We start from the raw sequence: 24150 nt of genomic DNA on the forward strand, positions 1-24150 counted from the left end.
TATTACGCCTCCATTAATAATAATTGTGGATCGTTCAATAATCGCTTAATATGGTTAAGCGCATTTTGAGCAGTTGCTCCGTCGATCATGCGGTGATCGAAGCTTAGTGATAAAGCTAATACTGGAGCTACAACAATCTCACCGTCTTTTACTACTGGCTTTTCAGCAATACGACCAATACCTAAAATAGCAACTTCCGGATGGTTAATAACTGGAGTAAACCATTGACCGCCTGCTGAACCGATATTAGTAATCGTACAAGAAGCACCTTTCATTTCATCACCAGAAAGTTTTCCATCACGAGCTTTTACAGCTAGTTCATTAATTTCATTAGAGATAGTAAAGATAGATTTACGATCTGCTTCTTTTACTACAGGAACTAATAAACCTTTATCTGTATCTGCAGCGATACCGATGTTGTAGTAATGCTTATGAACAATTTCATCTGTTGCATCATCTAAGGAAGTGTTTAGAGCTGGGAACTCACGTAATGCAGATGTTAAAGCTTTTACGACGTATGGTAAATAAGTAAGTTTGACGCCTTTGTCAGCCGCAACACCTTTGAATTTTTTACGATGAGCTACAAGTTCCGTTACGTCAATTTCATCCATTAACGTTACATGTGGTGCAGTGTGTTTTGAGTTAACCATTGCTTTTGCAATCGCACGACGAATTCCACTCATTTTTTCACGAGTTTCTGGATATTGACCAGCTGGAATTGGTTGTTTAGCAGCTTCTTGTTTCGGTGCTTCCGTTTGTACTTCTGCAGCAGCTGCTGGTGCTTCTGTTACAGGTGCTCCACCAGTAGTAAATGCATCGATATCTGTTTTTAGTACACGGCCATTGTTTCCTGTTCCTGCAACTTGACGAATGTCTACACCTTTTTCGCGTGCATATTTACGAACAGAAGGCATTGCGATAACGCGACGACTTGGGTCAACTTCTACAGCAGTAGCTGCTGGAGCTGAAGTAGTTTCATTCGTTTCTTCAGGGGCTGGTGCCTCTTCTTTCGGAGCTTCATCAGCATGATCGTCGCCTTTAAATTTTAAGTCTTCGTAACCAGGCGCATCAAAAGTGATAATAGTTTGACCAACTGTTGCAACAGTACCTTCATCTACTTTTAATTCCAATACTTTCCCTTTTACAGGGGAAGGGATTTCTACTACTGCTTTATCATTTTGTACTTCCATTAAAACATCGTCTTCATTAACTTCATCGCCAGGTTTAACAAACCATTTTACGATTTCACCTTCGTGGATACCTTCACCGATATCAGGCAATTTAAATTCGAATGCCACGATTTTCTACCTCCTACATATATAAATGTCACAGGCCCATTAAAAGGGCCTTTTTCATTAATTTTAATTATTAAAATTCCATTACTTTTTTAGCAGTTTCAATAACGTCTTTGAAGTTAGGTAACCAAACACTCTCAGCTTGAGAGAATGGGTATACTGTATCAGGTGCAGCAACACGTAATACTGGTGCTTCTAAGCTTAAAATAGCACGATCGTTAATTTCTGCTACTACATTTGCAGCAATACCAGCTTGTTTTTGTGCTTCTTGGACTACGATTGCTCGTCCTGTTTTTTCAACAGAAGCAATAATAGTGTCGATATCTAATGGGCTAATAGTACGAAGGTCTACTACTTCAGCAGAGATACCTTCTTTCTCTAGCTCATCCGCAGCTTTCAAGCACTCATGTACCATTGCTCCGTAAGTTATCATTGATAAATCTTTACCTTCTCTTTTAACATCAGCTTTACCAATTTCAATTGTATATTCCTCTTCAGGAACCTCTTGACGGAAAGAACGGTATAATTTCATATGCTCTAAGAAAATAACTGGGTCATTATCACGAATAGCAGAAATCAATAAACCTTTCGCATCATACGGTGTTGAAGGAATTACTACTTTTAAACCAGGTTGTTGTGCTACTAATCCTTCTAAGCTATCCGCATGTAGTTCTGGAGTATGAACTCCTCCACCAAAAGGTGAACGAATAGTAACTGGAGAATTCCAACGGCCACCTGTACGGTAACGCATACGCGCCATTTGGCCACTTAAAGAATCCATTACTTCGTATACAAATCCAAAGAATTGAATTTCCATTACTGGACGGAAGCCAGTAACGCCAAGGCCGACCGCTAAACCACCAATTCCTGATTCCGCAAGAGGTGTGTCAAAAACGCGATCTTCACCAAATTCAGCTTGTAGACCTTCAGTAGCACGGAATACTCCTCCGTTTTGTCCTACGTCTTCACCGAATAGTAAAACATTCTCGTCGTTTTTTAGTTCTGTGCGTAACGCATCAGTGATTGCTTGAATCAATGTCATTTGCGCCATAGCTTACTTCGACTCCTTCGCTTTATAAATTTCGTTTTGCTCTTTTAAGTTATACGGAAGTTCTTCATGCATGAAGGAGATTAAGTCCGTAACTTTTTGTTTTGGTTGATCATCTGCTTTTTTAATAGCATTTTTAATATCTTCTTTTGCTTGTTCAATAACTTCATTTTCGATTGATTCGTTCCAAATTCCTTTTTCTTCTAAGAATTTACGGAAGCGTACAATCGGATCTTTCTTTTCCCATTCGTTATCTAATTCAGAAGTACGATAACGTGTTGGATCATCACCAGCCATTGTATGAGGACCATAACGGTAAGTTAACGTTTCAATTAATGTTGGACCTTCGCCATTTATTGCTCTTTCACGAGCTTCACGAACTGCAGCGTACACAGCAAGCGGATCCATTCCATCTACTTGGATTCCAGGAATACCAGCAGCAACAGCTTTTTGTGCAATTGTAGTTGCAGCCGATTGTTTTTCAACAGGAGTAGAAATTGCGAAACGGTTGTTTTGAACAACAAAGATAGCTGGTGCTTTATACGCACCTGCAAAGTTAATTCCTTCGTAGAAATCACCTTGAGAAGCTCCACCGTCTCCTGTGTATGTAATCGCAACTGCTTGTTTACCTTTTTTCTTTAATCCTAATGCAACACCAGCAGTTTGAATAATTTGTGCACCAATAATGATTTGTGGTGGTAATAAATTAACTCCTTCTGGCATTTGGTTTCCGTGGAAATGTCCACGTGAGAATAAGAATGCTTGGTACAGCGGAAGGCCATGCCAAATCATTTGCGGTACATCGCGGTATCCAGGAAGGATAAAGTCTTCACTTTCAAGCGCGAATTGTGAAGCTAATTGTGAAGCTTCTTGACCAGCTGTTGGAGCGTAGAATCCTAAACGCCCTTGTCTATTTAAACTAATAGAACGTTGGTCTAATACGCGAGTATAAACCATACGACGCATTAGTTCTTTAAGCTGCTCATCAGTTAGTTCTGGCATTGCAGCTTCATTAACCACTTTTCCTTCTTCATTTAAAATTTGGAACGTTTGAAAAATCTCTTCCACTTTTTTAAATTGTTGTTGTGGATCGAATTTGGCATTTTTCGTTTTTGCTGCCATGTTCGTCACCTCTTCCTTTCTATTAAGAAAATTCATTGATACCATTTGTTTTGAAACATACAAAAATAGGTTGCCCAAAAACAAATTGAAAAAGACAATTTTTATTGTCAATCATTGCAGCAACTTTTTGCTTTAAAAATTTATAGTGTACGTACTTATTTACAATACCACTATAATTAACCTGTATCAATAGTTAACTACATTAATAATAGTACAATAATGAGTGTACAATAAATCGCTCCATTCAGTCAATTACTTTGTTTTTTAATTAAAAATAGAAACCCATTGAAAACTCTGTATTAATACAAAAACATAAACTGTACTACAATATTGGAACAGATTATATAAAATACTATTTTATAATAACTTTAAACTATGTAAAGCCTTCACTTTTTCATACATTTAAAAGATAATACAAAAAAGAGTATTATCTTTAGATAATACCCTTTTCCTCACACTTTAATTGTTATATTCCACATTTAAGCCAGCATTTTGATAAAACTTATATTTATCTTCATTATATTGTTCTGTATTTTCATTAAACTTCTCATTTGCTTCTTTAATTTTTGTATACGTGTCGTTAATCTTATCTATTTGATTTTTTAATTGCTCCATCGTTAAATCTTCTAGTTGGAATAACTCATATAATTCTATGTCAAGTTCTATTGCCTCCATGTAATACGTATACAGTTCATCGTAGGCTCCATATCTTTTCTCCATTAATTGATAGAGTTCTTGCGCTTCTTGCTTTAATTGTTCATCTTCTAATTCTTCCATATGAGTAGAAACTTCTTCAAAATGTTCTCTAGCCTCATCGATGCTCGCCTTTTCTCTCTCCATATGTTCTCTACGTTCTTCCACTACTGATGTAGCCTCTTTAGCAAGAACGATAATCTGCTCGAATTCTTTCATCCCAAGGGAGATGATTTCGTCATAAAGTTCTTTTTCTTTTTGTTCTAGTTGAAGTAGTGGCTCTTGTTGCTCTTCAAAGTTAGTTTCTAATTCTACTACATGTTCCAACGTATCAAAGATTTTTTGTTCTGCTTTTTCTTTCTCTGTGCAACCTGTCAATATTAATGTAGTTGCCAATCCGATCGATAGTAATACTTTTTTCCATTGCCACACAATTATATCCCCCTAACTTAGTAACATCTTAACTATAAATTTTGCTACAATGTTTGACAATAGCTTTTTCACACATTTGTTATAATAATTAGTAAGTGTAATAAAATTGTACTTATAATTAACGTATGGTGCTCGTCCAAAAAAATTACAAATTTATGTACAGTCAGTAAAAATAATTGTTAAAATGATTTTATAGACACATTGAATGGAGTGACATAAATGTTAACAACAGATGACATTATTAAAGATGGACATCCAACATTAAGAAAAGTAGCGAGTGAAGTAAAATTACCATTAAGTAATGAAGATAAAGAAACTTTAGAAAAGATGATGGAATATGTTCAAAATTCCCAAGATCCTGAAGTTTCAGCTAAATACAAATTGCGTCCAGGAATTGGATTAGCTGCACCACAAATAAACATTTCAAAAAGAATGATAGCAATTCATGTTCATGATGAAAAAGGAACACTTCATAGCTATTCCCTAGTTAACCCAAAAATAATTAGTCATTCTGTCGAAAAAAGCTATTTAACGACTGGTGAAGGATGCTTATCAGTGGACGAAAATATAGAAGGCTTTGTACCGAGATATGCAAGAATAACTGTGAAAGCAACGTCCATTACGGGTGAAGAATTAAAATTAAGATTAAAAGGTCTTGTTGCGGTAGTTTTCCAACATGAAATAGACCATTTAAACGGAATAATGTTTTATGACCATATTAATAAACAAAATCCATCAACTCCTCCTGAAGACGCTACACCGATTGAAAGATAAAATGATAGTAATACTAAAGTAATGATGCATGTAAGATGAAAGACTATTTACTAATTGGTAAATAGTCTTTTTTATTCGTAAACCGTAAAAAACGAAGAAATCTTTTTCCTTATTTTTTAAAGAGAGTATTTCTGAAAATAACACATAATAAAACCAAATACCTTAAAAACACACTATAGGTAGGAGGTACTTTTATGCTTAAAAAATTAAAAAAAGAGTTACTTCGTCGATGGAACGATTTATTAAAACGAAGAACAATCGCTTAATTTATTTACATAGGCTGTCCAAAACGGCGAAAATACTATTTAATATATACTTAGGACAGCCTATAATTTTTTTATATAAAAAATAATACATATTATATGTTTTCATGTAAAACATGCAAAATGAATAGAAATTATATATAATAAAGGATAACTATGGTAATTGTACCAATTTGTTCGGTTACTGGGATTATGGTAAAATAAAAATCTAGACTACCGTCCGTTTATAACTACTATCTCTGTACGGAAGAGGAACATTTCTACCCTCCTCCGCAGATTATATTCAAGGTCGAACACATCAATAATTTATTAGTTAAATTACTTTTAATAGAATAGAGAATAATGAAGTTATTTTTGTTGTACTCTCAATTTGTTATACATACCCTTTGATATGCTGCATATGTTTGCGCTTGTGCACTTATCGGTTCGTTTCGTATAAATAAAGCGTTTAAAAGTAGTTAATATATATAGAAATAAAACCAAGGAGAGATTATTTATGATTTTTAAAGTTTATTATCAAGAACAACTTACTGAAGCACCAGTAAGAGAAAAAACAAAAACGGTGTTTGTAGAAGGAGAAGCCGAAAAAGATGTTCGTATTGCATTGAAAGATAAGCCATACAACATTGAAATTGTAATTCCTGTTGAAGGTGAATACTTAGCTTACGAACAACAATCAGAACACTTTAAAGTATTGGAGATAGGATAATGAAGTTTGTCAAAAACAATCAAGCAGCAGTGTTTGCGTTAGGTGGTTTAGGTGAGATTGGAAAAAACACCTACGCAGTTCAATTTCAAGATGAAATTATCTTGATTGACGCTGGAATAAAATTCCCCGAAGATGAATTACTTGGGATCGATTATGTTATTCCTGATTACACTTATTTAGTAAAAAACGAAGAAAAAATTAAAGGATTATTCGTCACTCATGGTCACGAAGACCATATTGGTGGTATTCCCTACTTATTAAGAGCAATTAATGTCCCGGTATACGGTGGTAAACTTGCTCTAGGTCTAATTCGGAACAAATTAGAGGAACATGGGTTACTAAGAACTGCCAAATTAATTGAAGTACAAGAAGACGATATTATTAAATTTAGAAAAACATCTGTAACGTTCTTCCGTACAACACATAGCATTCCTGATTCATACGGTATTGTTGTAAAAACACCACCTGGAAATATCGTGCACACTGGTGACTTTAAATTTGACTTTACACCTGTTGGGGAACCTGCAAATTTAACAAAAATGGCTGAAATCGGTAAGGACGGAGTACTTTGTCTTTTATCAGACAGTACAAATAGTGAAGTGCCAGACTTTACAATGTCGGAACGTAAAGTTGGAGATAGTATTCACGATATTTTCCGTAAAGTATCTGGAAGAGTTATTTTTGCAACGTTTGCATCTAACATCCATCGTCTACAACAAGTTACAGAAGCCGCTGTCGCGAATGGCAGAAAGATTGCTGTATTCGGAAGAAGTATGGAAGCAGCCATTAATATTGGTTTAGATTTAGGTTATATAAGAGCCCCTAAAGATACTTTTATTGAATCAAACCAAATAAACCGATTACCTGCAAATAAAGTTACTATTCTTTGTACAGGTAGCCAAGGTGAACCAATGGCAGCCCTTTCTCGAATTGCCAATGGAACACATCGTCAAATTCAAATTATACCTGGAGATACTGTTGTATTTTCTTCATCACCGATTCCAGGTAACACATTAAGCGTTAATCGAACAATTAATATGTTATTCCGTGCTGGTGCTGATGTTATTCATGGAGCTTTAAGTGATATACATACATCAGGTCATGGTGGTCAAGAGGAACAGAAATTAATGCTGCGTTTAATGAAACCGAAGTTTTTCATGCCAATACACGGTGAATACCGTATGCAAAAAATGCATGCAAAGCACGCAATTGACTGTGGTGTCGATCCTGATAATTGCTTCATAATGGATAATGGTGAAGTATTAGCATTAAGCGAGGACGAAGCAGCAGTTGCTGGCAAAATACCTTCCGGAAATGTCTTTATCGATGGTAGTGGTATAGGTGATATTGGTAACATCGTGTTAAGAGATAGACGTATCCTGTCGGAAGAAGGCTTAGTCGTAGTAGTGGTAAGTATAAATATGAAAGAGTTTAAAATTTCTGCTGGTCCAGACATCATATCACGAGGATTCGTTTATATGAGAGAGTCTGGTGATTTAATTAATGATGCTCAAAGTTTAATTCATAAACATCTTAATAAAATTATGGAACGTCGCACTACTCAATGGTCTGAAATTAAAAATGAAATAACGGACACGTTATCACCATTTTTATATGAAAAAACAAAACGTCGCCCAATGATACTTCCAATTATAATGGAAGTATAAATATAAAAGCGTAGATGAAGAGTCCTTCCTGACAAGTATAAGACAAGCTCTTCCAGTGGAGGTTTCATTTAACAATGGGAGGCCTTTGCTAATAACATCAAGTGTCTTTTCGAAGGATAATAAATTCACAAATTTATTAAGCACAATAATTAAAATGAAACAGGTACCGCTATAGTGGTACCTGTTTCATTTTGAACTATTTGTCTATTTGCATTTTTAATTTATTTCTGTTTAGGTCCAGCAATTGAATATTTTTATTCTTCAACTAGCTTTTTCTCGAAACGATTTATATCTGTATCTGCACCGATGACAATTAGTATATCACCATGACGGATAATTTCTGTTGCTTGCGGGGAAACAATGATATCTTTCCCACGCTTAATAGCAACGATATTTATTCCATATTTTGCGCGTATGTCTAAGTCAATTATGGAATGACCGTCTAATCTTCTACTAGCAACAATTTCTACAATGCTATGCTCGTCAGATAACTCTAAGTAATCCAATACGTTATTAGATATAATATTATGAGCTATGCGTTTTCCCATATCTCGTTCTGGATGGACGATTTGGTCAGCCCCTATTTTATTTAACACTCTTTCGTGATAGTCATTGGTTGCTTTAACCGTAATATGAGGCACGCCTAATTCTTTTAAAATAAGTGTTGTAAGGATACTCGCTTGAATACTATCTCCTATCGCTACTATTACATGATCGAAGTTACGAATACCTAAGCTTTTCAATACCGCTTCATCCGTTGTATCTCCAACAACAGCATGTGAAGCAATATTCGCGTAAGCATTTACTCTATCCTCATCTATATCAATCGCGAGTACTTCTACTCCTTCTTCGCTTAACGCTTTACAAATACTGCCTCCAAATCTCCCTAAACCTATAACCGCAAACTCTTTTCGTTTCAATGAAATCTTCCTCCAATAATAGATACAACTTATATAAAGTATTGTAACATACAAAATCTAGTTCCAGTAGTTAGAAAAGCGGAGGCGGCTCGTTCAGGTCCAAACAAACTGGAGCTTTTCCGAGGGAGATAAAGGAAACACAGCGAACCTTCGTTAAGCTGATGTTGACTTATCGTACGGAGGAAAAGTGAAGTTTGAGCCGGAGCTAGACGTAACGTAAGTAAAGTTAGTAGTTATCCACAAAATTTACACGTTTTGTTACTTAACGATCAAAAAAGAAGATGAGCGAATAATCTCATCTTCTTATAATTTTTTATTTAATTGTTGCTGCTGGTTCGGTTCCTAACATTTCTACTATTTCATTTTCTTCATTCATAACAGCGACTTTTGGTTTGTGCGAATGAATTTTCTCTTCTGGTAACATGCAATAGGAAATGACGATTATGACATCACCTGGTTGCACTAAGCGCGCTGCTGCTCCATTTAGGCAGAATTCCTTCCCCCCACGCTTTCCAGGGATAATATACGTTTCAAAACGAGCACCATTATTGTTGTTTACAATATGAACTTTTTCGTTTGCAACCATCCCTACAGCGTCTAATATATCTTCATCTATCGTAATGCTACCAACATAGTTCAAGTTAGACTCCGTTACTCTTGCACGATGTATTTTCGCATTCATTAATGTCCGAAACATGTTTTTGGCCTCCTGCTGCATAAAATATTAAAATGTAAAGACTATATTATCAATCAGTCTAGCTTTTGAAAATTTAACTGCTAACGCTATAATAAGTTCCTTATCATTTCTACTTTTACTTTTTAAATCAGGATAAGTTAAAACCTCTATATATTCTATATGACCTGTTGTCTCTTTTTCAATCATTTCTTTTATACTATTTTTAACAAAGTTGGTTGTTTTACCTTCAAGTAGTAATTGTTTTCCAAGATGTAACGCTTGATATAAAACTGGCGCTTCAGCTCTTTCTTCATTTGTTAAATAAACATTTCGAGAACTTTTGGCTAAACCATCTTCCTCTCGAACAGTTGGTACTCTTTCAATTGCAACTGGAATATTATAATCTTCTATAACTCCTTCTAAAACTGCTACTTGCTGAGCATCCTTCATACCAAAATAGGCTTTATCCGGTAAAACAATATTAAACAATTTAATTACGACCGTTGCAACACCGTCAAAATGCCCTACTCTATTTACACCACATAGTACATTCGATCTTTCCACCACTTGAATCACCGATGTTCTTTTTTCTTTATACATTTCTTCCACTGAAGGATAAAATAAATAGTCGACACCTGCTTCTTTAGCAAGCATTTCATCCCTTTCAATATCACGAGGATAGGCTTCAAAATCTTCATTAGGACCAAATTGTAGTGGATTGACAAAAATACTTAAAACGACAATATCATTATGCTCTCTAGCTTTCTTTACTAATTGCAGATGTCCCTCGTGTAAAAAGCCCATAGTTGGAACAAACCCGATTCGTTTACCTGACTTTTTATTATTTATACTAATCTCTTGCATCTCGGAAACTGTTGAAATACGCTTCATTGCTTTTTCCCTCCATATAAAGCTTGAACTGTTTCTTCTTTCATCGTAAATGAATGCTCTCTCGTAGGGAAAATATTATTTTTCGTTTCTGAAACGTATGATTCTATTCCTTTTAACGCTTGCTCTTGCATATTTGCATATTGCTTAACAAACTTTGGGACACGATCAACACCGTACGTAACAACATCATGAAACACTAGCACTTGCCCATCTGTATCTATCCCTGCACCAATACCGATTGTAGGAATTGATATAGACTCTGAAACTTCTTTTGCAAGCTGCATTGGTATACATTCTAAAACAAGAGCTATCGCCCCAGCTTCTTCACATTTTTTCGCATCTTCTATAAGCTTTTTCGCACTCTTTATATCTTTACCTTGCACTTTATAGCCACCTAAAACGCCAACAGTTTGTGGTGTTAATCCTAAATGTGCAACAACAGGAATCCCAGCTTTGTTAAGTGCATCCATTTTTTCTATAACATTACCTGCACCTTCAAGCTTCAATGCATGTGCACCAGATTGTTGAATGATTTCCCTAGCATTTCTTAACGTATCTTCCATAGAAAGGTGATATGTCATAAATGGCATATCGGTTACGATATAAGTGGATGGTGCGCCTCTTTTTACTGCCTTTGTATGATGAATCATATCTTCAATCGTTACAGGCACAGTCGTGTCATACCCTAACACAACCATTCCTAACGAGTCTCCAACTAATATGACATCTACTCCAGCTTGTTCCGCAATTTTAGCCGAAGGGTAATCATAAGCAGTAAGCATTACAATTTTTTCGCTATTCTTTTTCATTTTTAAAAAATCGGTAGAAGTTTTCATATCGTTAATCTCCTCCTGTATTATGTCGCCTTTTTAGTAGGAAGAGGTTAGAAAAAATAAAAAACCTTCTTTCGAAAATTGAGAAAGAAGGAGTGAAGTGACTATATCCCTCTGTCCCCGTCCTAAAAGATCAAGGCAGACTTTCATTCATAAGTTTTTTTACTAAAATCGGTGCAGTTCTTTTGAGATACCGCCCATTCAAGTACATTATAAAGAATTAAGATAAAAGAATCTATTATTTTTTCTCCATTTCAATATCTGCTGAATGGATATAATGTGTCTTACCATCTTTATCCTCCAGCATTAGCACACCATCGTCCGTAATGCCTTTAGCTACTCCTTTTATGGAACCGGTAATCGTTCTAGCAACAATTTGTTTACCAATGCTCAGCGCATACGATTCCCACAATAGCTTTATTGGCAAAAAGCCGTGTTGTAAATATTGATCATATAATTTCTCAAGCTTAGCTAAAATAACTTGAATTAATTTTGCTCTAGTATAAGTTTTACCACTTTCAATTAATAAGGAAGAGGCGATTGTCTGTAGTTCTTCTGGGAAATGCTCTAACTGTTGGTTTACATTTATGCCAATTCCTATAATGACTGAATTAATTTTGTCTGCTTCTGCTTGCATTTCCGTTAAAATGCCAACAATTTTTTTTCCATTCAGTAATATATCATTCGGCCATTTAATATTAGGTTGTAACCTTGTAACTTCTTCAATTGCTTGAACAATTGCTACAGCTGCTATTAAAGTGAGCTGTGGTGCTTTAGGAGGTGGTAAATTCGGTCGTAGGAGTACACTCATCCAAATACCAGTATATTTAGGTGAATGCCATTTTCGATCTAAACGACCTCTTCCTGAGATTTGTTCTTCCGCGACTACGATCGTTCCTTCCTTCATTCCATCGTATGCTAATTTATGTGCAATCTTTTGGGTAGAGTCAACAGACTCTTCAAAATGAATGAAGCGCCCTAATCTTTCCGTTTGGAGACCAAGTCCAATCTCATTCCCACTAATTTTATCAGGGACTTTGGTTATTCGGTATCCTTTCCTTCGAACCGCTTCTAGTTCATATCCTTCTTGCCTTAAATCTTCAATATGCTTCCAAACGGCGGTTCTGGAACAACCTAGTTTTTCACTTATATTTTGACCAGATACCCAATCACCGTTTGCTTCTGTAAAAATCATTAATAATTTTTTTCTTGTTTCATTTTGCATTGAAGAACCCACTCCTTTATTGTAGAAGGGGTGTTTATAATCGTTCCTTCTAACACTTTTTCTTCAAGTTTATTTAATATGTCTGAGACCCATTTACCTGGCTTCTTCCCATACATATGTATTAAGTCAGTTCCATTTATTGCTAAATCTTGTTTTGAACGAATTGGTAATTGTTCATATAGGCTTTTTACTATCTCATATTGAGGCTGCGTACCCTCTATAACAGATCGAATTTTCTCAACTTCTAGGGCAGTCGTAATGCCTGCTTCATACACTTTAAATGTATCCCAAGAGGAATTGTTTAATATATTCCAAATACGTACATTTTTCATTACCGAATGAATTACCTTTTTAGGCAATTTCCATTCCTGTAAAAACAGCTCTATGTTTTCAATTCCACAACTTTTAACAACTGCTGTCCAAAGTTCTGAGCGTTCATTTAAACTAGTTTGTTCTAACTTTTCACCGATTTGTGTTAGTTGCATTACTTTTCCACTCACCCGTGGCAAATAGGAAAGCAGATTAGTCTCATATAAAATATTTAATGCGTACACAATGTTTACGCCTTTTAATAACTTTTCAAACTCAACAGTCTTTCGTTCGACAGAAATAGCCGCTAATCGCTTAGCGTTTGCTTTCATCGCTTCGACAGTTTTAAGTGAAATGGTAAATTTTAGTTGACTACTAAAACGAGCAGCTCTTAACATCCTTAGTGCATCTTCTGAGAAGCGCTCATCGGCATTGCCAACAGTATGAATCTTTTTCTGCTTAAGGTGTTCCTTTCCTTGAAAGTAGTCAATAATACTTCCTGTTTCTGTCATTGCCATTGCATTAATAGTAAAATCGCGCCTTCTTAAATCTTCCTTCAAACTTTTTATAAATGTTACACTATCAGGTCTTCTATTATCAGAATATGTACTTTCAGAGCGAAACGTCGTCACTTCGTAAGATTCCTCTTCCGTTACAACAATTATTGTTCCGTGCTCTTTTCCAATGTCCACTGTTTTAGGGAACATATTAATAATTTGCTCTGGAGTTGCAGAAGTAGCTATATCTACATCTCCAATTTCCCTTTTTAGTAGGGAATCACGTACCGATCCACCAACGAAATACGCCTCATGGCCTTCCTGTTTTAACACTTTTAGCACTGGTATTGCTCTCATAAATGCTGCGTTCATAACAATCTCCCTGTAACTACGAGTATAATCATTCGCTCATTAATGCATAGTAAAGCTGTTCGTATTGTTCAAGAATAATTTGTGAACTGAAGTTTTCCTTAACTCTTTTCAAAGCTTGAAGTGAATATTGTTGATATGTATCAGGATCCGTTAGTATAGTAATTGCTTTATTAGCAATGTCATTAATATCACCTAGTTCACAAATGTAGCCCGTTACGCCATTATCAATAACTTCAGGTATTCCACCGATTTTTGTTCCGACAGTTGGTACACCACATGCCATAGCTTCTAGCAACACAAGCCCAAAACTTTCTTTCTCTGATAGCAGAAGCATGAGGTCACTAATAGAGTATAGTTCCGCTACATTTTCCTGTTTTCCTAACAATAACACTTGACCTTCTAGATTCTTTTCTCTTACTAAATCACAAACGACAGATATTTCTGGTCCGTCGCCTACTAATAATAATTTTGAAGGTATTTCCTTATGTATTAATTCAAAACTTTTAATAACATCTGTTACTCTTTTTACTTTTCGGAAATTAGATACATGTATAACGACTTTCTCTTCGGGTAATATACCATACTGCTGTTTTAATTCATCTAAATTTCGTTTGTAATATACTCGTTCGTCTACGAAATTATAAACCGTTTGAATTTCTTTATTAGGTTTAACCAATTCATACGTTTGTTCTACTAATGATTTGGATACAGCTGTCACAATATCTGAACCTTCAATGCCGAATCGTATCATATTAGTAAGCGAAGGGTCGTAACCTAAAACAGTAATATCTGTTCCGTGTAATGTTGTCACTATTTTAAGCTTGTCCCCTGTCATCTTTTTCGCTAAATATGCCGAAATAGCATGTGGAATAGCATAATGAACATGAAGTATATCTAATTTTTCTCTCCTAGCGATTTCCTCCATCTTGCTAGCTAAGGCGATATCATAAGGTGGATATTGAAAAACAGAATATTGATTTACTTGAACTTCATGATAATAAATATTGCTATAAACTTTGTTTAATCGAAACGGCATACTTGAGGAAATAAAATGAATTTCATGTCCTCTTTCCGCGAGTAATTTGCCAAGTTCTGTTGCAATAACGCCCGAACCTCCAACAGTCGGATAGCATGTTATACCTATTTTCAATTTACGAGTCATTTTCGAGCTCCTCCCACTAAATCGTGATGCAATACAAGTGGGCTCTCTGCAAAAAATCCTTCTGCATAACCAACTCCAATTTCTTTACCAAACACTTTTTCTCTGCTAATTACTGAACTAATATAGTTCGAAGTTAAAGGTGTATCTTCTCCGCCTTCCTCTTTTTCGAATTGACTTCGATAACAACTTAGTGCTTCTTGTTTTTTATGTATGAAATCTGTTATATCTACGAAAAAATTAGGTTTGTGAAAACCATTAATCATATAGGAGTATTGTTTTTCTACTTGATGTGCCGGGAGACTATTTTTATCATTAAATTTTTTTATTTTGGCAGAAAAGATTGCCTCCCGTACAAGCGCAGCACAATTACCATGGTCAGGATGTCTATCTATATGGTACGGAAAAAAGATTACTTTCGGTTTCCACTTTCGGATTATTGCAACTACTTCCTTCACATTGTCTTCTTGTATATAAATACCACGGTCTGGAATATCCAACTGTTCCCTCACTGCAATACCAAGAACCTTTTCTGCCTTAGTAGCTTCTTCTTGTCTAAGCGACACAGTTCCGTTAGAAGACAATTCCGCATTCGTTATATTGCAAATACCTATTTTAAAACCTTCTGACACATATTTTGCAATTGTGCCACCCATTCCGATCTCAACGTCGTCAGGGTGTGCACCAAAAATTAAAAAATCAAGATTCATTATTAATTCTCTTCCTTCTGTCGATCATGAATAACGTTACGCCACACAAAATCTCCACGTTCTAATCCTTTAATTAAAATTTCAGCGGTGCCCATATTTGTTGCTAACGGAATCGCATATACATCACATAACCTTAAAAGAGCTGTTACGTCTGGTTCGTGTGGTTGAGCTGTTAATGGATCTCTAAAAAATATAACTAAATCCATATTATTCTGCGCAATCATTGCCCCAATTTCTTGGTCTCCTCCTAGTGGGCCTGATTGAAATCTATATACATTTAGTCCTGTTGCTTCCGATATTTTCATCCCCGTAGTACCAGTTGCAAAAAGTTCATGTTCTTTTAAAACAGTGCTGTATGCTGTAGCAAAATGAATCATATCTGTTTTCTTTTTATCGTGTGCAATTAATGCAATTTTCATCGTTAGTCCCCCATTATTCGATAATATTTTCTAATCCATATACAAGCATATCTAATTTCATTACTGTTTCTACACTTAATTTAACTCCAGACATAAACGATGCTCTGTTATAAGAATCATGACGTATCGTTAAAGATTGCCCTTCTCCTCCAAATATAACCTCTTGGTGGGCTACTAGTCCTGGCAAACGCACGCTATGAATATGTATACCATCTTTCGTCGTTGCCCCTCTTGCTCCCTGCATTTGTTCTTCTTCTTCTGGATGACCTTGTTGTTTTGATGTACGAGTTTGGGAAATCATTTCTGCTGTTTTAATTCCTGTCCCAGAAGGAGCATCTAATTTTCGATCATGATGTAATTCGATAATTTCTACATCTGCAAAATGTTTAGCAGCCATTTGAGCAAATTTCATCATTAAGATTGCCCCTACTGCAAAGTTTGGAGCAATAATTACACCTAACTGTTTCTCTTTTGCTAGTTTCCCTATATGTTCTAACTCCTCTTCTGTAAACCCTGTTGTGCCAACAACAGGACGAACTCCGTATTGAAGGGCAAGTTCTGTATGTTTTTTTCCAATTTCAGGAGTTGTTAAATCGATTAAAACATCCGCTTCAACATTTTGAAAGCAGTATTCTGCGTCAGTATAAATTTTACCCTTTAAAGAGTTAGGAAATCCTTCTACTTCCGCTAATGCTTTACCATCATTTATTCGGTCGATACACCCGACAAGTTCAAAGTGTTCCGTATTATGTATTAAAAATGCTGCCTCTTTTCCCATTCTACCACGAGGGCCGGCTAAAATTATTTTTATTTTTTCCACATCATTCTATCCCTTCATCAATCTTTGTCCATCGATCTTTATCACGAGTGTTAAATTTATGCATTACTCGGTCATGTGCCTCTTGTAGGTCTATTCCTTGAGAATTTGCAAAACATATAAGCACAAATAATAAATCGCCTAGTTCTTCTTCAATTGTTTTTTCTGTTTCTGTATTTTTTTTAGGTTTTTCTCCATAATAATGGTTCACTTCTCTAGCTAGCTCTCCTAACTCTTCTGTTAAACGCGCTAACATCGCTAAAGGACTAAAATATCCTTCTTTAAATTGAGAAATGTAGTTATCCACTTCTTGTTGAATTTGTTCCAACGTTTTACGCTCTTCCACTATCATTCACCTCTCTTTCATGTTAGCTAAAAGTAGCTCATTTGACAAATATAATATTCGGTTTACTTCTATGTTAAAGATACTTTATAATGAAACGGTTGAAATATGATTCGGTGGAGGAATAAAAGATGAAAGGGTTACGACTTGTCAATATACTTTATATTCTTTTAGGTTCTGCAATTTTTGCCTATGGATTAGTAAATTTTAATATGCAAAATAATTTAGCAGAAGGCGGTTTTACTGGGATAACATTACTTTTATATTTTGTTTTTAACTTAGACCCATCCTATACTAACCTAATTTTAAACATCCCTATCTTTTTTATCGGTTGGAAACTTTTAGGTAAAAACACTTTTATTTATACCATTTTAGGAACTGTTAGTTTGTCTGTATTTTTATGGATTTTCCAACGAACGCCTAACATTATGTTTCCACCTTTATTGGATGATTTAACGTTAGCTGCTCTTTTGGCTGGGGTTACAATTGGTGTTGGACTCGGAATAATATTCCGTTTTGGTGGAACTACTGGTGGTGTTGACATTATTGCAAGACTTGCCCACAAATATATTGGCTGGAGTATGGGAAAGACGATGTTTCTTTTCGACGCCATCGTTATTGCCGTTTCCATTATTGCGTATCTCTCCTACCGTGAAGGGATGTACACTCTAGTTGCAGTTTTTGTAGCGGCCCGAGTGATTGATTTTATGCAAGAAGGAGCATATGCAGCAAAAGGGGCTACAATCATATCCGATAAAAATGAATTAATAGCATCCAATATATTAAAAGAAATGGATCGTGGCGTAACCATTTTGCGTGGTCAAGGCTCTTATACTAAACAAGACCGAGATATTTTATATTGTGTAGTAGGCAAAAATGAAATAGTAAAACTTAAAAATATTATTACATCAACTGACCCACACGCCTTTGTAGCCGTAAGTGATGTTCATGATGTACTAGGGGAAGGTTTTACTTTAGATGAGAACAAAAACCCGTTAGAACGATAATAAATAACGTAATAGAGAAAAACGCAGCGAAAAAATCGTTGCGTTTTCCATTTAAAACGTTTTATTCTTCCTACTACCGCTTTAATTAATATGTCCACTTACCATTCGGTTATTTCATGACCATTATAGAATAACTTCCAAATTGAACGTATCTTCGCTAACATTTAACGCAAGGACTATGTCCTTGCGTTAAATGTTATTCTCTATTGTTTAAATAAATTAATACGAAGCGGAGTAACTCCAGTACTGCTACAGCAGCTGCAGCTACATATGTTAATGCAGCAGCATTTAATACCTTTTTCGTTTCACGCTCTTCACTATTTGTAATAATCCCAGTAGCAACTAGTTGATCCATTGCTCTATTCGATGCATTAAACTCTACTGGTAACGTTACTACTTGAAATAAAACGGCAGCAGCCATGAATAAAATACCAAGAAGAAGTAAGTTATTTGAATACATAAAAATACCAGCCAAAATTAAAAAGTAAGAAAAATTAGATCCAAGATTCGCAACTGGAACTAACGCGTGCCGAAATCTTAAAAAAGCATAGTCTTGATTATCTTGGATTGCATGCCCCACCTCATGGGCTGCAATGGCTGCACCAGCAACTGAATGTCCATGATAGTTTTCTGATGAGAGACGAACAACTTTAGAACGCGGATCATAGTGATCTGTTAAAATTCCTCTTGTTTCTTCTACTCGTACATCATACATGCCGTTATCATTTAATATTTTTCTTGCAACTTGTGCACCTGTCATACCTGATGTGTTTGCAATTTTAGAATATTTTTTATATGCACTTTTTACTTTTGATTGTGCCCATAATGGTAAAATAAGCAAAGCAGCAAAATATATTATGAACATCGCCATTCCGTATTGTTCCTCCTAGAAAATAAATTAACAACATAATGATAATTTTATTTTATTTATTATTCATTATTGTTGTCAATCTTTTTGCTTTTTACGCTTTCGCTTACGATTTTCTGCCTCATACCTCCGCCAAGCAACATAGGACAATGTAAGTAAAATAATGCTCCCTGTACTGATCATTACCCATAATAAACTCGGATCTGTTTCATCTTCCTTTAACTGTTCAAATAATGCTCTAAAATCTGTTTCCATTGCATTAAGTTGATCCATTTTAGATGGATCTTGAATTATTGTACGCTTGTTTTGGTCTAAATATTGTAAGTGAGCATCAACCTTTGCAATATACTCAGGTTTTACATCCATTCTAAGGCTAGGAAGGATTAGATTATAAGTTTTAATTAACCGATAGTAATGCTGACCGAATATGTTCTCATCTTTCGACTCAACTGAATGCTTTAACTGCTGGAAGGTAGTAATAATCGGTTCTTCCATTTCTGTCCATAGCGGCTGATGTTCCGAACTCATCGCATCGACGGCCAGACGTAACATCATTACATTCCTGACTTTTTCTTCATGAGGTACTGTTCCGTTCATTAAAATATCCTTCGTTTGTGAATGTACCGACATAATGACACGGACATCATCCATTTTTACATTTTTTTGTGTGGTCATCATTTTCGAAAAATCATCCATAAATATTTCTAATAAATTGTGTGCTTCAACATAACGTTCTTGTCGAGATAACTGAATAGATGTTTCTAGTAAATCATTTAGTTTTTCATAAGGTTTGGAATCTGCAGCTGTCACTTGTGTAATAGGGAAACATAAAAAGATAGCTATTATTCCAATAAGTAAGCGAACCATCATACCTTGTCCCTCCCATGCAATCTATTAAATCATATGTAAAATGGGACAAGGATAGAACATTAATTCAGTTGTAGTTTATAGCTATCTTTTCGTATGACAAGATAATATGCTAATCCGATACAAAAAATACTTAACCAAAACGTAAAATAACCGATTGGCTGCATATATTGAGATAAACTACCGTACCAAGGCATCATCTCAAAAACATAATCTATAATATCGTTATGTATTGTCCATATTGCTGCAATAACTAAATGTGACATGCGAAAACGATAGTAAGAACTGTACAGAATGCCTTGTACCGCCATGGCACCATGTGAGGCAATTAGCAAATAACCGTCCCATGATAAATAACCATTTTCCATGAGCGTTAATAGGTTCATGACAACAGCCCATACTCCGTACTTTACTAACGTAATAAGTGCTAACGCCTCAAATAATTTAAAGTTTTTACCTATCAAAAAACCGATTAAAACAATTACAAAAAATAAGCTAGCTGTTGGACTATCAGGGACAAACGGAATAAAGTGAAGCGGTGTGCTCGATAATTGAACTCCATACCATATGTATCCATATATTGTGCCGAAAATATTGACAATTAGTAATAACCATAGGATTGATCTATGTGCTAATAATTGCAGTATCCAAGTAGATTTCAATGAGTTGTTCTCCTTTCCTAAAGAGTATTCTAATATTTTATTACAACATTACAATTGTAAACTTTTCCGATTGTAAAAATCCAGTCATGAAGAGAAAAATTGGCCTTCTATAGAATAATAACATTTCATTATGGACCAATTTGTTTATTATAATACTTGAAACAGACAAAAAAAAACTGGCTATAATAGCCAGTTTTATTCTAGTTCTGCAACTTTTTCGTTCATTTCCACTAAATATTGACCAAGAATTTCTAATTCTTCATCAGTACCTTTAAATACATCACCTGGCATACCACCGATTCCTTCTACAGCGATTTTCATGTAATCTTCTGCAGTATAATCAGGGTTATCCAATAGGGATGGTCCTAGTGGAGGAGCACCTTGTAGGTCGTTACCGTGACAAGATAAACACGTTTGTGCTTGTAATATTTCGTAACCTTGTGCTGTTTCATCAATTTCGATTGCTAATTCTTCTCTGATGGCACCTTGCTCTGCAGCTGCCTCCCAATCATGAGATTCTACAGATTGCCACGTTAAGAAGAACGTAGAAGCAATAGCTAGTAACATGAAACCAGTAGCTAGTGGACGCTTATGTGGGCGTCGCTCTGGACCACGATCTAAGAATGGAGCAAGTAATAATGCACCAAATGCGATCCCAGGCATTACCATTGCACCGATTACAGTATAAGGACCAGCCGCATACTGATATTTTAATAACTCATATAAGAATAAGAAGTACCAGTCAGGTACTGGGATGTAAGCTGTATCTGTTGGATCCGCAATACGTTCTAATGGAGGTTCATGAGCTACTGTTAAGCATAAGAAACCAATTAAGAAAACAGCACCAACCAACCATTCTTTTAGAAGGAAGTTAGGCCAGAAAGCTTCTGTCTTTCCTGGGTACTCCGAATAATCTTTCGGGATATTCGGCTTTCTTCCTTCTGCAGGAACACGAGAATCTCCAACAAACTTCATTCCTTTACCTCTATGCATACATTTCCCCTCCTTTTATCTTCACTTAATTTTATAGTGGACCAGAAATACCTTGTTTACGAATCATAATAAAGTGAGCAGCCATTAAACCGAATAATGCTGCTGGTAGGAAGAATACATGAATAGCAAAGAAACGTGTTAACGTTTGTGCACCAACTATTTCAGGGTGTCCTGCAAGCAATGTTTTTACGGCAGTACCTATAAACGGTGTTGCCTCTGCAATTTGTAGACCTACCTTTGTAGCGAATAGCGCTTTCATATCCCAAGGTAATAAATATCCTGTGAAACCTAAACCTAACATAACAAAGAAGATTAATACTCCTACCATCCAGTTAAGTTCACGTGGCTTTTTATATGCCCCTTGGAAGAATACGCGTAATGTATGTAAGAACATCATTACAATAACTAAACTAGCACCCCAGTGGTGCATACCGCGTACGATTTGACCAAATGCAACTTCATTTTGTAAATAGTATACAGATTCCCAAGCATTCTTAATATCTGGAACGTAGTACATAGTTAAAAACATACCAGATAAAACTTGAATTACTGTTACGAAGAAAGTTAATCCACCGAAACAATAAACGAACGCTGAAAAATGATGTGCTGGGTTAACGTGTTCTGGAACCTCGTGGTCCGCAATATCACGCCACATAGGCGTAATATCTAAACGTTCATCGACCCAATCATAAATCTTATTAAGCAATGATTACGCCTCCCTTCTAGCTTTGTGGTGGTTTTGCAGCACCTAAGTATAATGTTCCGTCTTTCACTTCATGTACGTATACATCAAGTGGAGCGATAGGTGGTGTACCTTCTACATTACGACCATCTTTGTAATACAAGCCGTAGTGACAAGGACAGAAAAACTTGTCTGGATTTTGTGGGTCGGAAGCCCAGTTAACAGTACAACCTAAATGTTTACAAACTGGCGATAATGCGATAATATTTCCGCTCTCATCTTTGTATACCCAAGCAGATCTTGGTTCCTCTGATTCGTACCAAGCATCAACCTGATGTACTTTAAAGTCAAAACGTTGTGGTTCATTTGTAATTTCATCTACACTTGCAACTGCAACTAAGTCTTGTTCTGCGCCAGCTTTTAATACTGGATCAATTGCGAAACGAACCATTGGCATAAGCATCCCTGCTGCCATGAATCCACCTACACCTGTAAGAGTGTAGTTCAAAAATTGACGTCTAGAAACACGATGGTTTTTCTCACTCATTTGTTTTTCCCCCCTTATATAGAAAAACTTAGTCCGTCCATTACGGACAGCAGTTAATAACACATAGAAAACTAGGACATTCTCATGATATATCAATCTTGTTGCAAGGTCAATAATCACATTTACAGAATTAATGTATTAGTTATGACTTTTTTAGCACAATTTTATTTTTTACCAAGTTCTTATTGACTTTTCATATTAATGCCACTTTGAAATAAAAATTGGTAAAAGCTGATTCATTTGATCTGTTATTAGTTTTTGCTTGTACTTTTCTTCCATATCCTCTAGAGGGATTGCTGGGAGCCATAATAGTTTTCCGTTTATCTCCTCCTCTTCTTGTTTCCATTGTTGATCAGAAGTTAGTAAGAAAATATGTTTAACTCCTTCCGCTTCCAAATGTTGAATATATTCATTTAACGCTTCTTTTTTTATTCTTCCATTTCCATGAAACAAATATGTATAAGTTGGCAATAGCATTACACGTCCTTTAAACTGCCTCTCAAGCTCATTCGTTAAAGTTGTAATGTATTCTCCTAATGAAGCTAAGTTCTTCATATCTGCCTTAAAACTGATAGGTACAAGCGGAATAATAGCTGTGTCTATATACTCTTTTGATTGTTCATATACTGTAACGTCTTTGGTTGTCCATTTCATCTTTAATCTTCCTTTCAGTGATTGGCTATTATACAAATTATTATGTAAGTTTATGTAACTAACATAAACTATTGACATTTTCTCATTTTAACATAAAACATACCACACAGTGTTGCAAGCAAAAAAATAAACCTTGTATTATACAAGGTTTTATCTTTCATAGTTGTTTTAATTGCTCCGTTAATTTCGCAAATGCTTCTTTATCTTGTTGATCTAATGCGTCATCAATCATACTTAATAGTTTCTCACGTTGGAACTTATTAAGTGACTCCTCCAAAAACTTTTCTGCTAAAATACGATCCTTTTCATTTCCTTGAATATTTTTAGGCATAAAAGGATTTTCCTCGAGGACTGCTGCATATTGTGGGGAATGATATGCAGACCGGAAATTCAATTGAATATAAATGTCTTCGTCTCGATTTAATCGTATGTCGTGGAAAGATTTTTCCGCATCAGTGGTCATAACATTTTGCTTGTAAAATCTAAACGGCACTTCGTCTACACAGTGAGTAGACATTACAAGGCCACGTGGACAAAATTGCGCCTGCTCAACAAAATGTACTTTTCTCATCAGTTGATCATGACTCATTAAATAATTTAAAATCCATACACACTCTCGTCTCTTTAGCTGATAGTTTCCTAAAAACCAGCGAATGAATTCTTTCTTCTCGTTGACAGAAACAGGGGTAGCCAAAT

At 35.5% G+C, this 24150-nt stretch carries 27 protein-coding genes; 4 read left to right on the forward strand and 23 right to left on the reverse strand.

Going from position 1 to position 24150, the window contains the following annotated elements; all coding sequences use genetic code 11:
- Window positions 1-2: 2 nt before the first annotated feature.
- The 4 genes from O1A01_RS16135 to O1A01_RS16150 form a co-directional block, all read right to left on the reverse strand.
- The gene (locus O1A01_RS16135) at window positions 3-1298 is read right to left on the reverse strand and encodes a dihydrolipoamide acetyltransferase family protein (RefSeq protein ID WP_066420041.1); all 1296 of its coding nucleotides are present in this window, start codon (window positions 1296-1298) and stop codon (window positions 3-5) included.
- Between the two features lie 70 nt (window positions 1299-1368).
- Window positions 1369-2346: an alpha-ketoacid dehydrogenase subunit beta gene (locus O1A01_RS16140; protein WP_066420039.1), complete on the reverse strand. Its 978-nt coding sequence runs from the start codon at window positions 2344-2346 to the stop codon at window positions 1369-1371.
- A 3-nt stretch (window positions 2347-2349) separates the two neighbouring features.
- Complete coding sequence (gene pdhA, locus O1A01_RS16145) at window positions 2350-3465, reverse strand: pyruvate dehydrogenase (acetyl-transferring) E1 component subunit alpha (RefSeq protein WP_066420036.1); 1116 nt, start codon at window positions 3463-3465, stop codon at window positions 2350-2352.
- Between the two features lie 459 nt (window positions 3466-3924).
- Window positions 3925-4590: a YkyA family protein gene (locus O1A01_RS16150; protein WP_066420035.1), complete on the reverse strand. Its 666-nt coding sequence runs from the start codon at window positions 4588-4590 to the stop codon at window positions 3925-3927.
- Window positions 4591-4809: 219 nt separating this feature from the next.
- On the opposite strand from O1A01_RS16150, the gene def reads away from it, so the two are divergent.
- The 3 genes from def to rnjA all read left to right on the forward strand — a co-directional run bounded on the left by def (window position 4810) and on the right by rnjA (window position 8003).
- Entirely contained in the window at window positions 4810-5364 is a 555-nt protein-coding gene (gene def, locus O1A01_RS16155) for a peptide deformylase (RefSeq protein WP_066420033.1), read from the forward strand.
- A 759-nt stretch (window positions 5365-6123) separates the two neighbouring features.
- On the forward strand, window positions 6124-6336 hold the full coding sequence (locus O1A01_RS16160) for a DNA-dependent RNA polymerase subunit epsilon (protein ID WP_066420031.1): 213 nt from the start codon (window positions 6124-6126) through the stop codon (window positions 6334-6336).
- On the forward strand, window positions 6336-8003 hold the full coding sequence (gene rnjA / locus O1A01_RS16165) for a ribonuclease J1 (RefSeq protein WP_066420029.1): 1668 nt from the start codon (window positions 6336-6338) through the stop codon (window positions 8001-8003). The genes O1A01_RS16160 and rnjA overlap by 1 nt, the downstream gene beginning before the upstream one ends.
- A 254-nt stretch (window positions 8004-8257) precedes the next feature.
- Here the strand turns inward: rnjA and O1A01_RS16170 are convergent, their stop codons facing one another.
- From O1A01_RS16170 to O1A01_RS16220, 11 genes are all read right to left on the reverse strand, one after another.
- Window positions 8258-8923 (reverse strand): potassium channel family protein, encoded by a 666-nt coding sequence (locus tag O1A01_RS16170; protein ID WP_066420027.1) that lies wholly within the window; start codon window positions 8921-8923, stop codon window positions 8258-8260.
- Between the two features lie 313 nt (window positions 8924-9236).
- Window positions 9237-9620, reverse strand: a complete 384-nt coding sequence (panD, locus tag O1A01_RS16175; protein WP_066416797.1) for an aspartate 1-decarboxylase — start codon at window positions 9618-9620, stop codon at window positions 9237-9239.
- Window positions 9621-9647: 27 nt separating this feature from the next.
- On the reverse strand, window positions 9648-10490 hold the full coding sequence (gene panC, locus O1A01_RS16180; protein WP_066416799.1) for a pantoate--beta-alanine ligase: 843 nt from the start codon (window positions 10488-10490) through the stop codon (window positions 9648-9650).
- Window positions 10487-11326, reverse strand: a complete 840-nt coding sequence (gene panB, locus O1A01_RS16185; protein WP_066416805.1) for a 3-methyl-2-oxobutanoate hydroxymethyltransferase — start codon at window positions 11324-11326, stop codon at window positions 10487-10489. Before panB ends, panC begins: the two co-directional genes overlap by 4 nt.
- A 235-nt stretch (window positions 11327-11561) precedes the next feature.
- Entirely contained in the window at window positions 11562-12548 is a 987-nt protein-coding gene (locus O1A01_RS16190) for a biotin--[acetyl-CoA-carboxylase] ligase (RefSeq protein ID WP_066416812.1), read from the reverse strand.
- Window positions 12518-13726, reverse strand: coding sequence for a CCA tRNA nucleotidyltransferase (locus tag O1A01_RS16195; RefSeq protein ID WP_270064491.1), 1209 nt, complete (start codon window positions 13724-13726; stop codon window positions 12518-12520). Before O1A01_RS16195 ends, O1A01_RS16190 begins: the two co-directional genes overlap by 31 nt.
- A 28-nt stretch (window positions 13727-13754) precedes the next feature.
- On the reverse strand, window positions 13755-14888 hold the full coding sequence (gene bshA, locus O1A01_RS16200) for an N-acetyl-alpha-D-glucosaminyl L-malate synthase BshA (RefSeq protein WP_066416815.1): 1134 nt from the start codon (window positions 14886-14888) through the stop codon (window positions 13755-13757).
- Window positions 14885-15598, reverse strand: a complete 714-nt coding sequence (gene bshB1, locus O1A01_RS16205; protein WP_412766311.1) for a bacillithiol biosynthesis deacetylase BshB1 — start codon at window positions 15596-15598, stop codon at window positions 14885-14887. Before bshB1 ends, bshA begins: the two co-directional genes overlap by 4 nt.
- The gene (gene mgsA, locus O1A01_RS16210; RefSeq protein ID WP_066416819.1) at window positions 15598-16014 is read right to left on the reverse strand and encodes a methylglyoxal synthase; all 417 of its coding nucleotides are present in this window, start codon (window positions 16012-16014) and stop codon (window positions 15598-15600) included. The genes bshB1 and mgsA overlap by 1 nt, the downstream gene beginning before the upstream one ends.
- A 13-nt stretch (window positions 16015-16027) precedes the next feature.
- Window positions 16028-16834: a 4-hydroxy-tetrahydrodipicolinate reductase gene (gene dapB / locus O1A01_RS16215; RefSeq protein ID WP_066416821.1), complete on the reverse strand. Its 807-nt coding sequence runs from the start codon at window positions 16832-16834 to the stop codon at window positions 16028-16030.
- Between the two features lies 1 nt (window position 16835).
- On the reverse strand, window positions 16836-17177 hold the full coding sequence (locus tag O1A01_RS16220) for a nucleotide pyrophosphohydrolase (protein WP_066416823.1): 342 nt from the start codon (window positions 17175-17177) through the stop codon (window positions 16836-16838).
- Window positions 17178-17305: 128 nt separating this feature from the next.
- Here O1A01_RS16220 and O1A01_RS16225 point away from each other — a divergent pair, with 128 nt between their 5' ends.
- Window positions 17306-18181 (forward strand): YitT family protein, encoded by an 876-nt coding sequence (locus O1A01_RS16225; protein ID WP_066416825.1) that lies wholly within the window; start codon window positions 17306-17308, stop codon window positions 18179-18181.
- Between the two features lie 196 nt (window positions 18182-18377).
- Here the strand turns inward: O1A01_RS16225 and O1A01_RS16230 are convergent, their stop codons facing one another.
- The 8 genes from O1A01_RS16230 to O1A01_RS16265 all read right to left on the reverse strand — a co-directional run bounded on the left by O1A01_RS16230 (window position 18378) and on the right by O1A01_RS16265 (window position 24148).
- On the reverse strand, window positions 18378-19052 hold the full coding sequence (locus O1A01_RS16230) for a zinc metallopeptidase (RefSeq protein WP_066416828.1): 675 nt from the start codon (window positions 19050-19052) through the stop codon (window positions 18378-18380).
- 75 nt (window positions 19053-19127) lie between these two features.
- Window positions 19128-19919, reverse strand: a complete 792-nt coding sequence (gene ypjB / locus O1A01_RS16235; protein WP_066416830.1) for a sporulation protein YpjB — start codon at window positions 19917-19919, stop codon at window positions 19128-19130.
- A 59-nt stretch (window positions 19920-19978) separates the two neighbouring features.
- Window positions 19979-20578: a lipoprotein heptaprenylglyceryl N-acetyltransferase LhaT gene (locus O1A01_RS16240; protein WP_066416833.1), complete on the reverse strand. Its 600-nt coding sequence runs from the start codon at window positions 20576-20578 to the stop codon at window positions 19979-19981.
- 195 nt (window positions 20579-20773) lie between these two features.
- A complete protein-coding gene (locus O1A01_RS16245; RefSeq protein ID WP_066416834.1) occupies window positions 20774-21571 on the reverse strand; it encodes a menaquinol-cytochrome c reductase cytochrome b/c subunit in 798 nt (265 codons plus the stop codon).
- 31 nt (window positions 21572-21602) lie between these two features.
- Complete coding sequence (gene qcrB / locus O1A01_RS16250) at window positions 21603-22277, reverse strand: menaquinol-cytochrome c reductase cytochrome b subunit (protein WP_066416836.1); 675 nt, start codon at window positions 22275-22277, stop codon at window positions 21603-21605.
- Window positions 22278-22293: 16 nt separating this feature from the next.
- The gene (locus O1A01_RS16255) at window positions 22294-22800 is read right to left on the reverse strand and encodes a ubiquinol-cytochrome c reductase iron-sulfur subunit (protein WP_066416838.1); all 507 of its coding nucleotides are present in this window, start codon (window positions 22798-22800) and stop codon (window positions 22294-22296) included.
- A gap of 198 nt (window positions 22801-22998) precedes the next feature.
- The gene (locus O1A01_RS16260) at window positions 22999-23454 is read right to left on the reverse strand and encodes a YpiF family protein (protein WP_270064492.1); all 456 of its coding nucleotides are present in this window, start codon (window positions 23452-23454) and stop codon (window positions 22999-23001) included.
- A 157-nt stretch (window positions 23455-23611) separates the two neighbouring features.
- Window positions 23612-24148 (reverse strand): ReoY family proteolytic degradation factor, encoded by a 537-nt coding sequence (locus tag O1A01_RS16265; RefSeq protein WP_066416842.1) that lies wholly within the window; start codon window positions 24146-24148, stop codon window positions 23612-23614.
- Between the last annotated feature and the right edge of the window lie 2 nt (window positions 24149-24150).

Origin of the sequence: Sutcliffiella sp. NC1 (assembly GCF_027594365.1) — a bacterium.
In the GTDB taxonomy this organism is placed as follows: Bacteria; Bacillota; Bacilli; order Bacillales; family Bacillaceae_I; genus Sutcliffiella; species Sutcliffiella cohnii.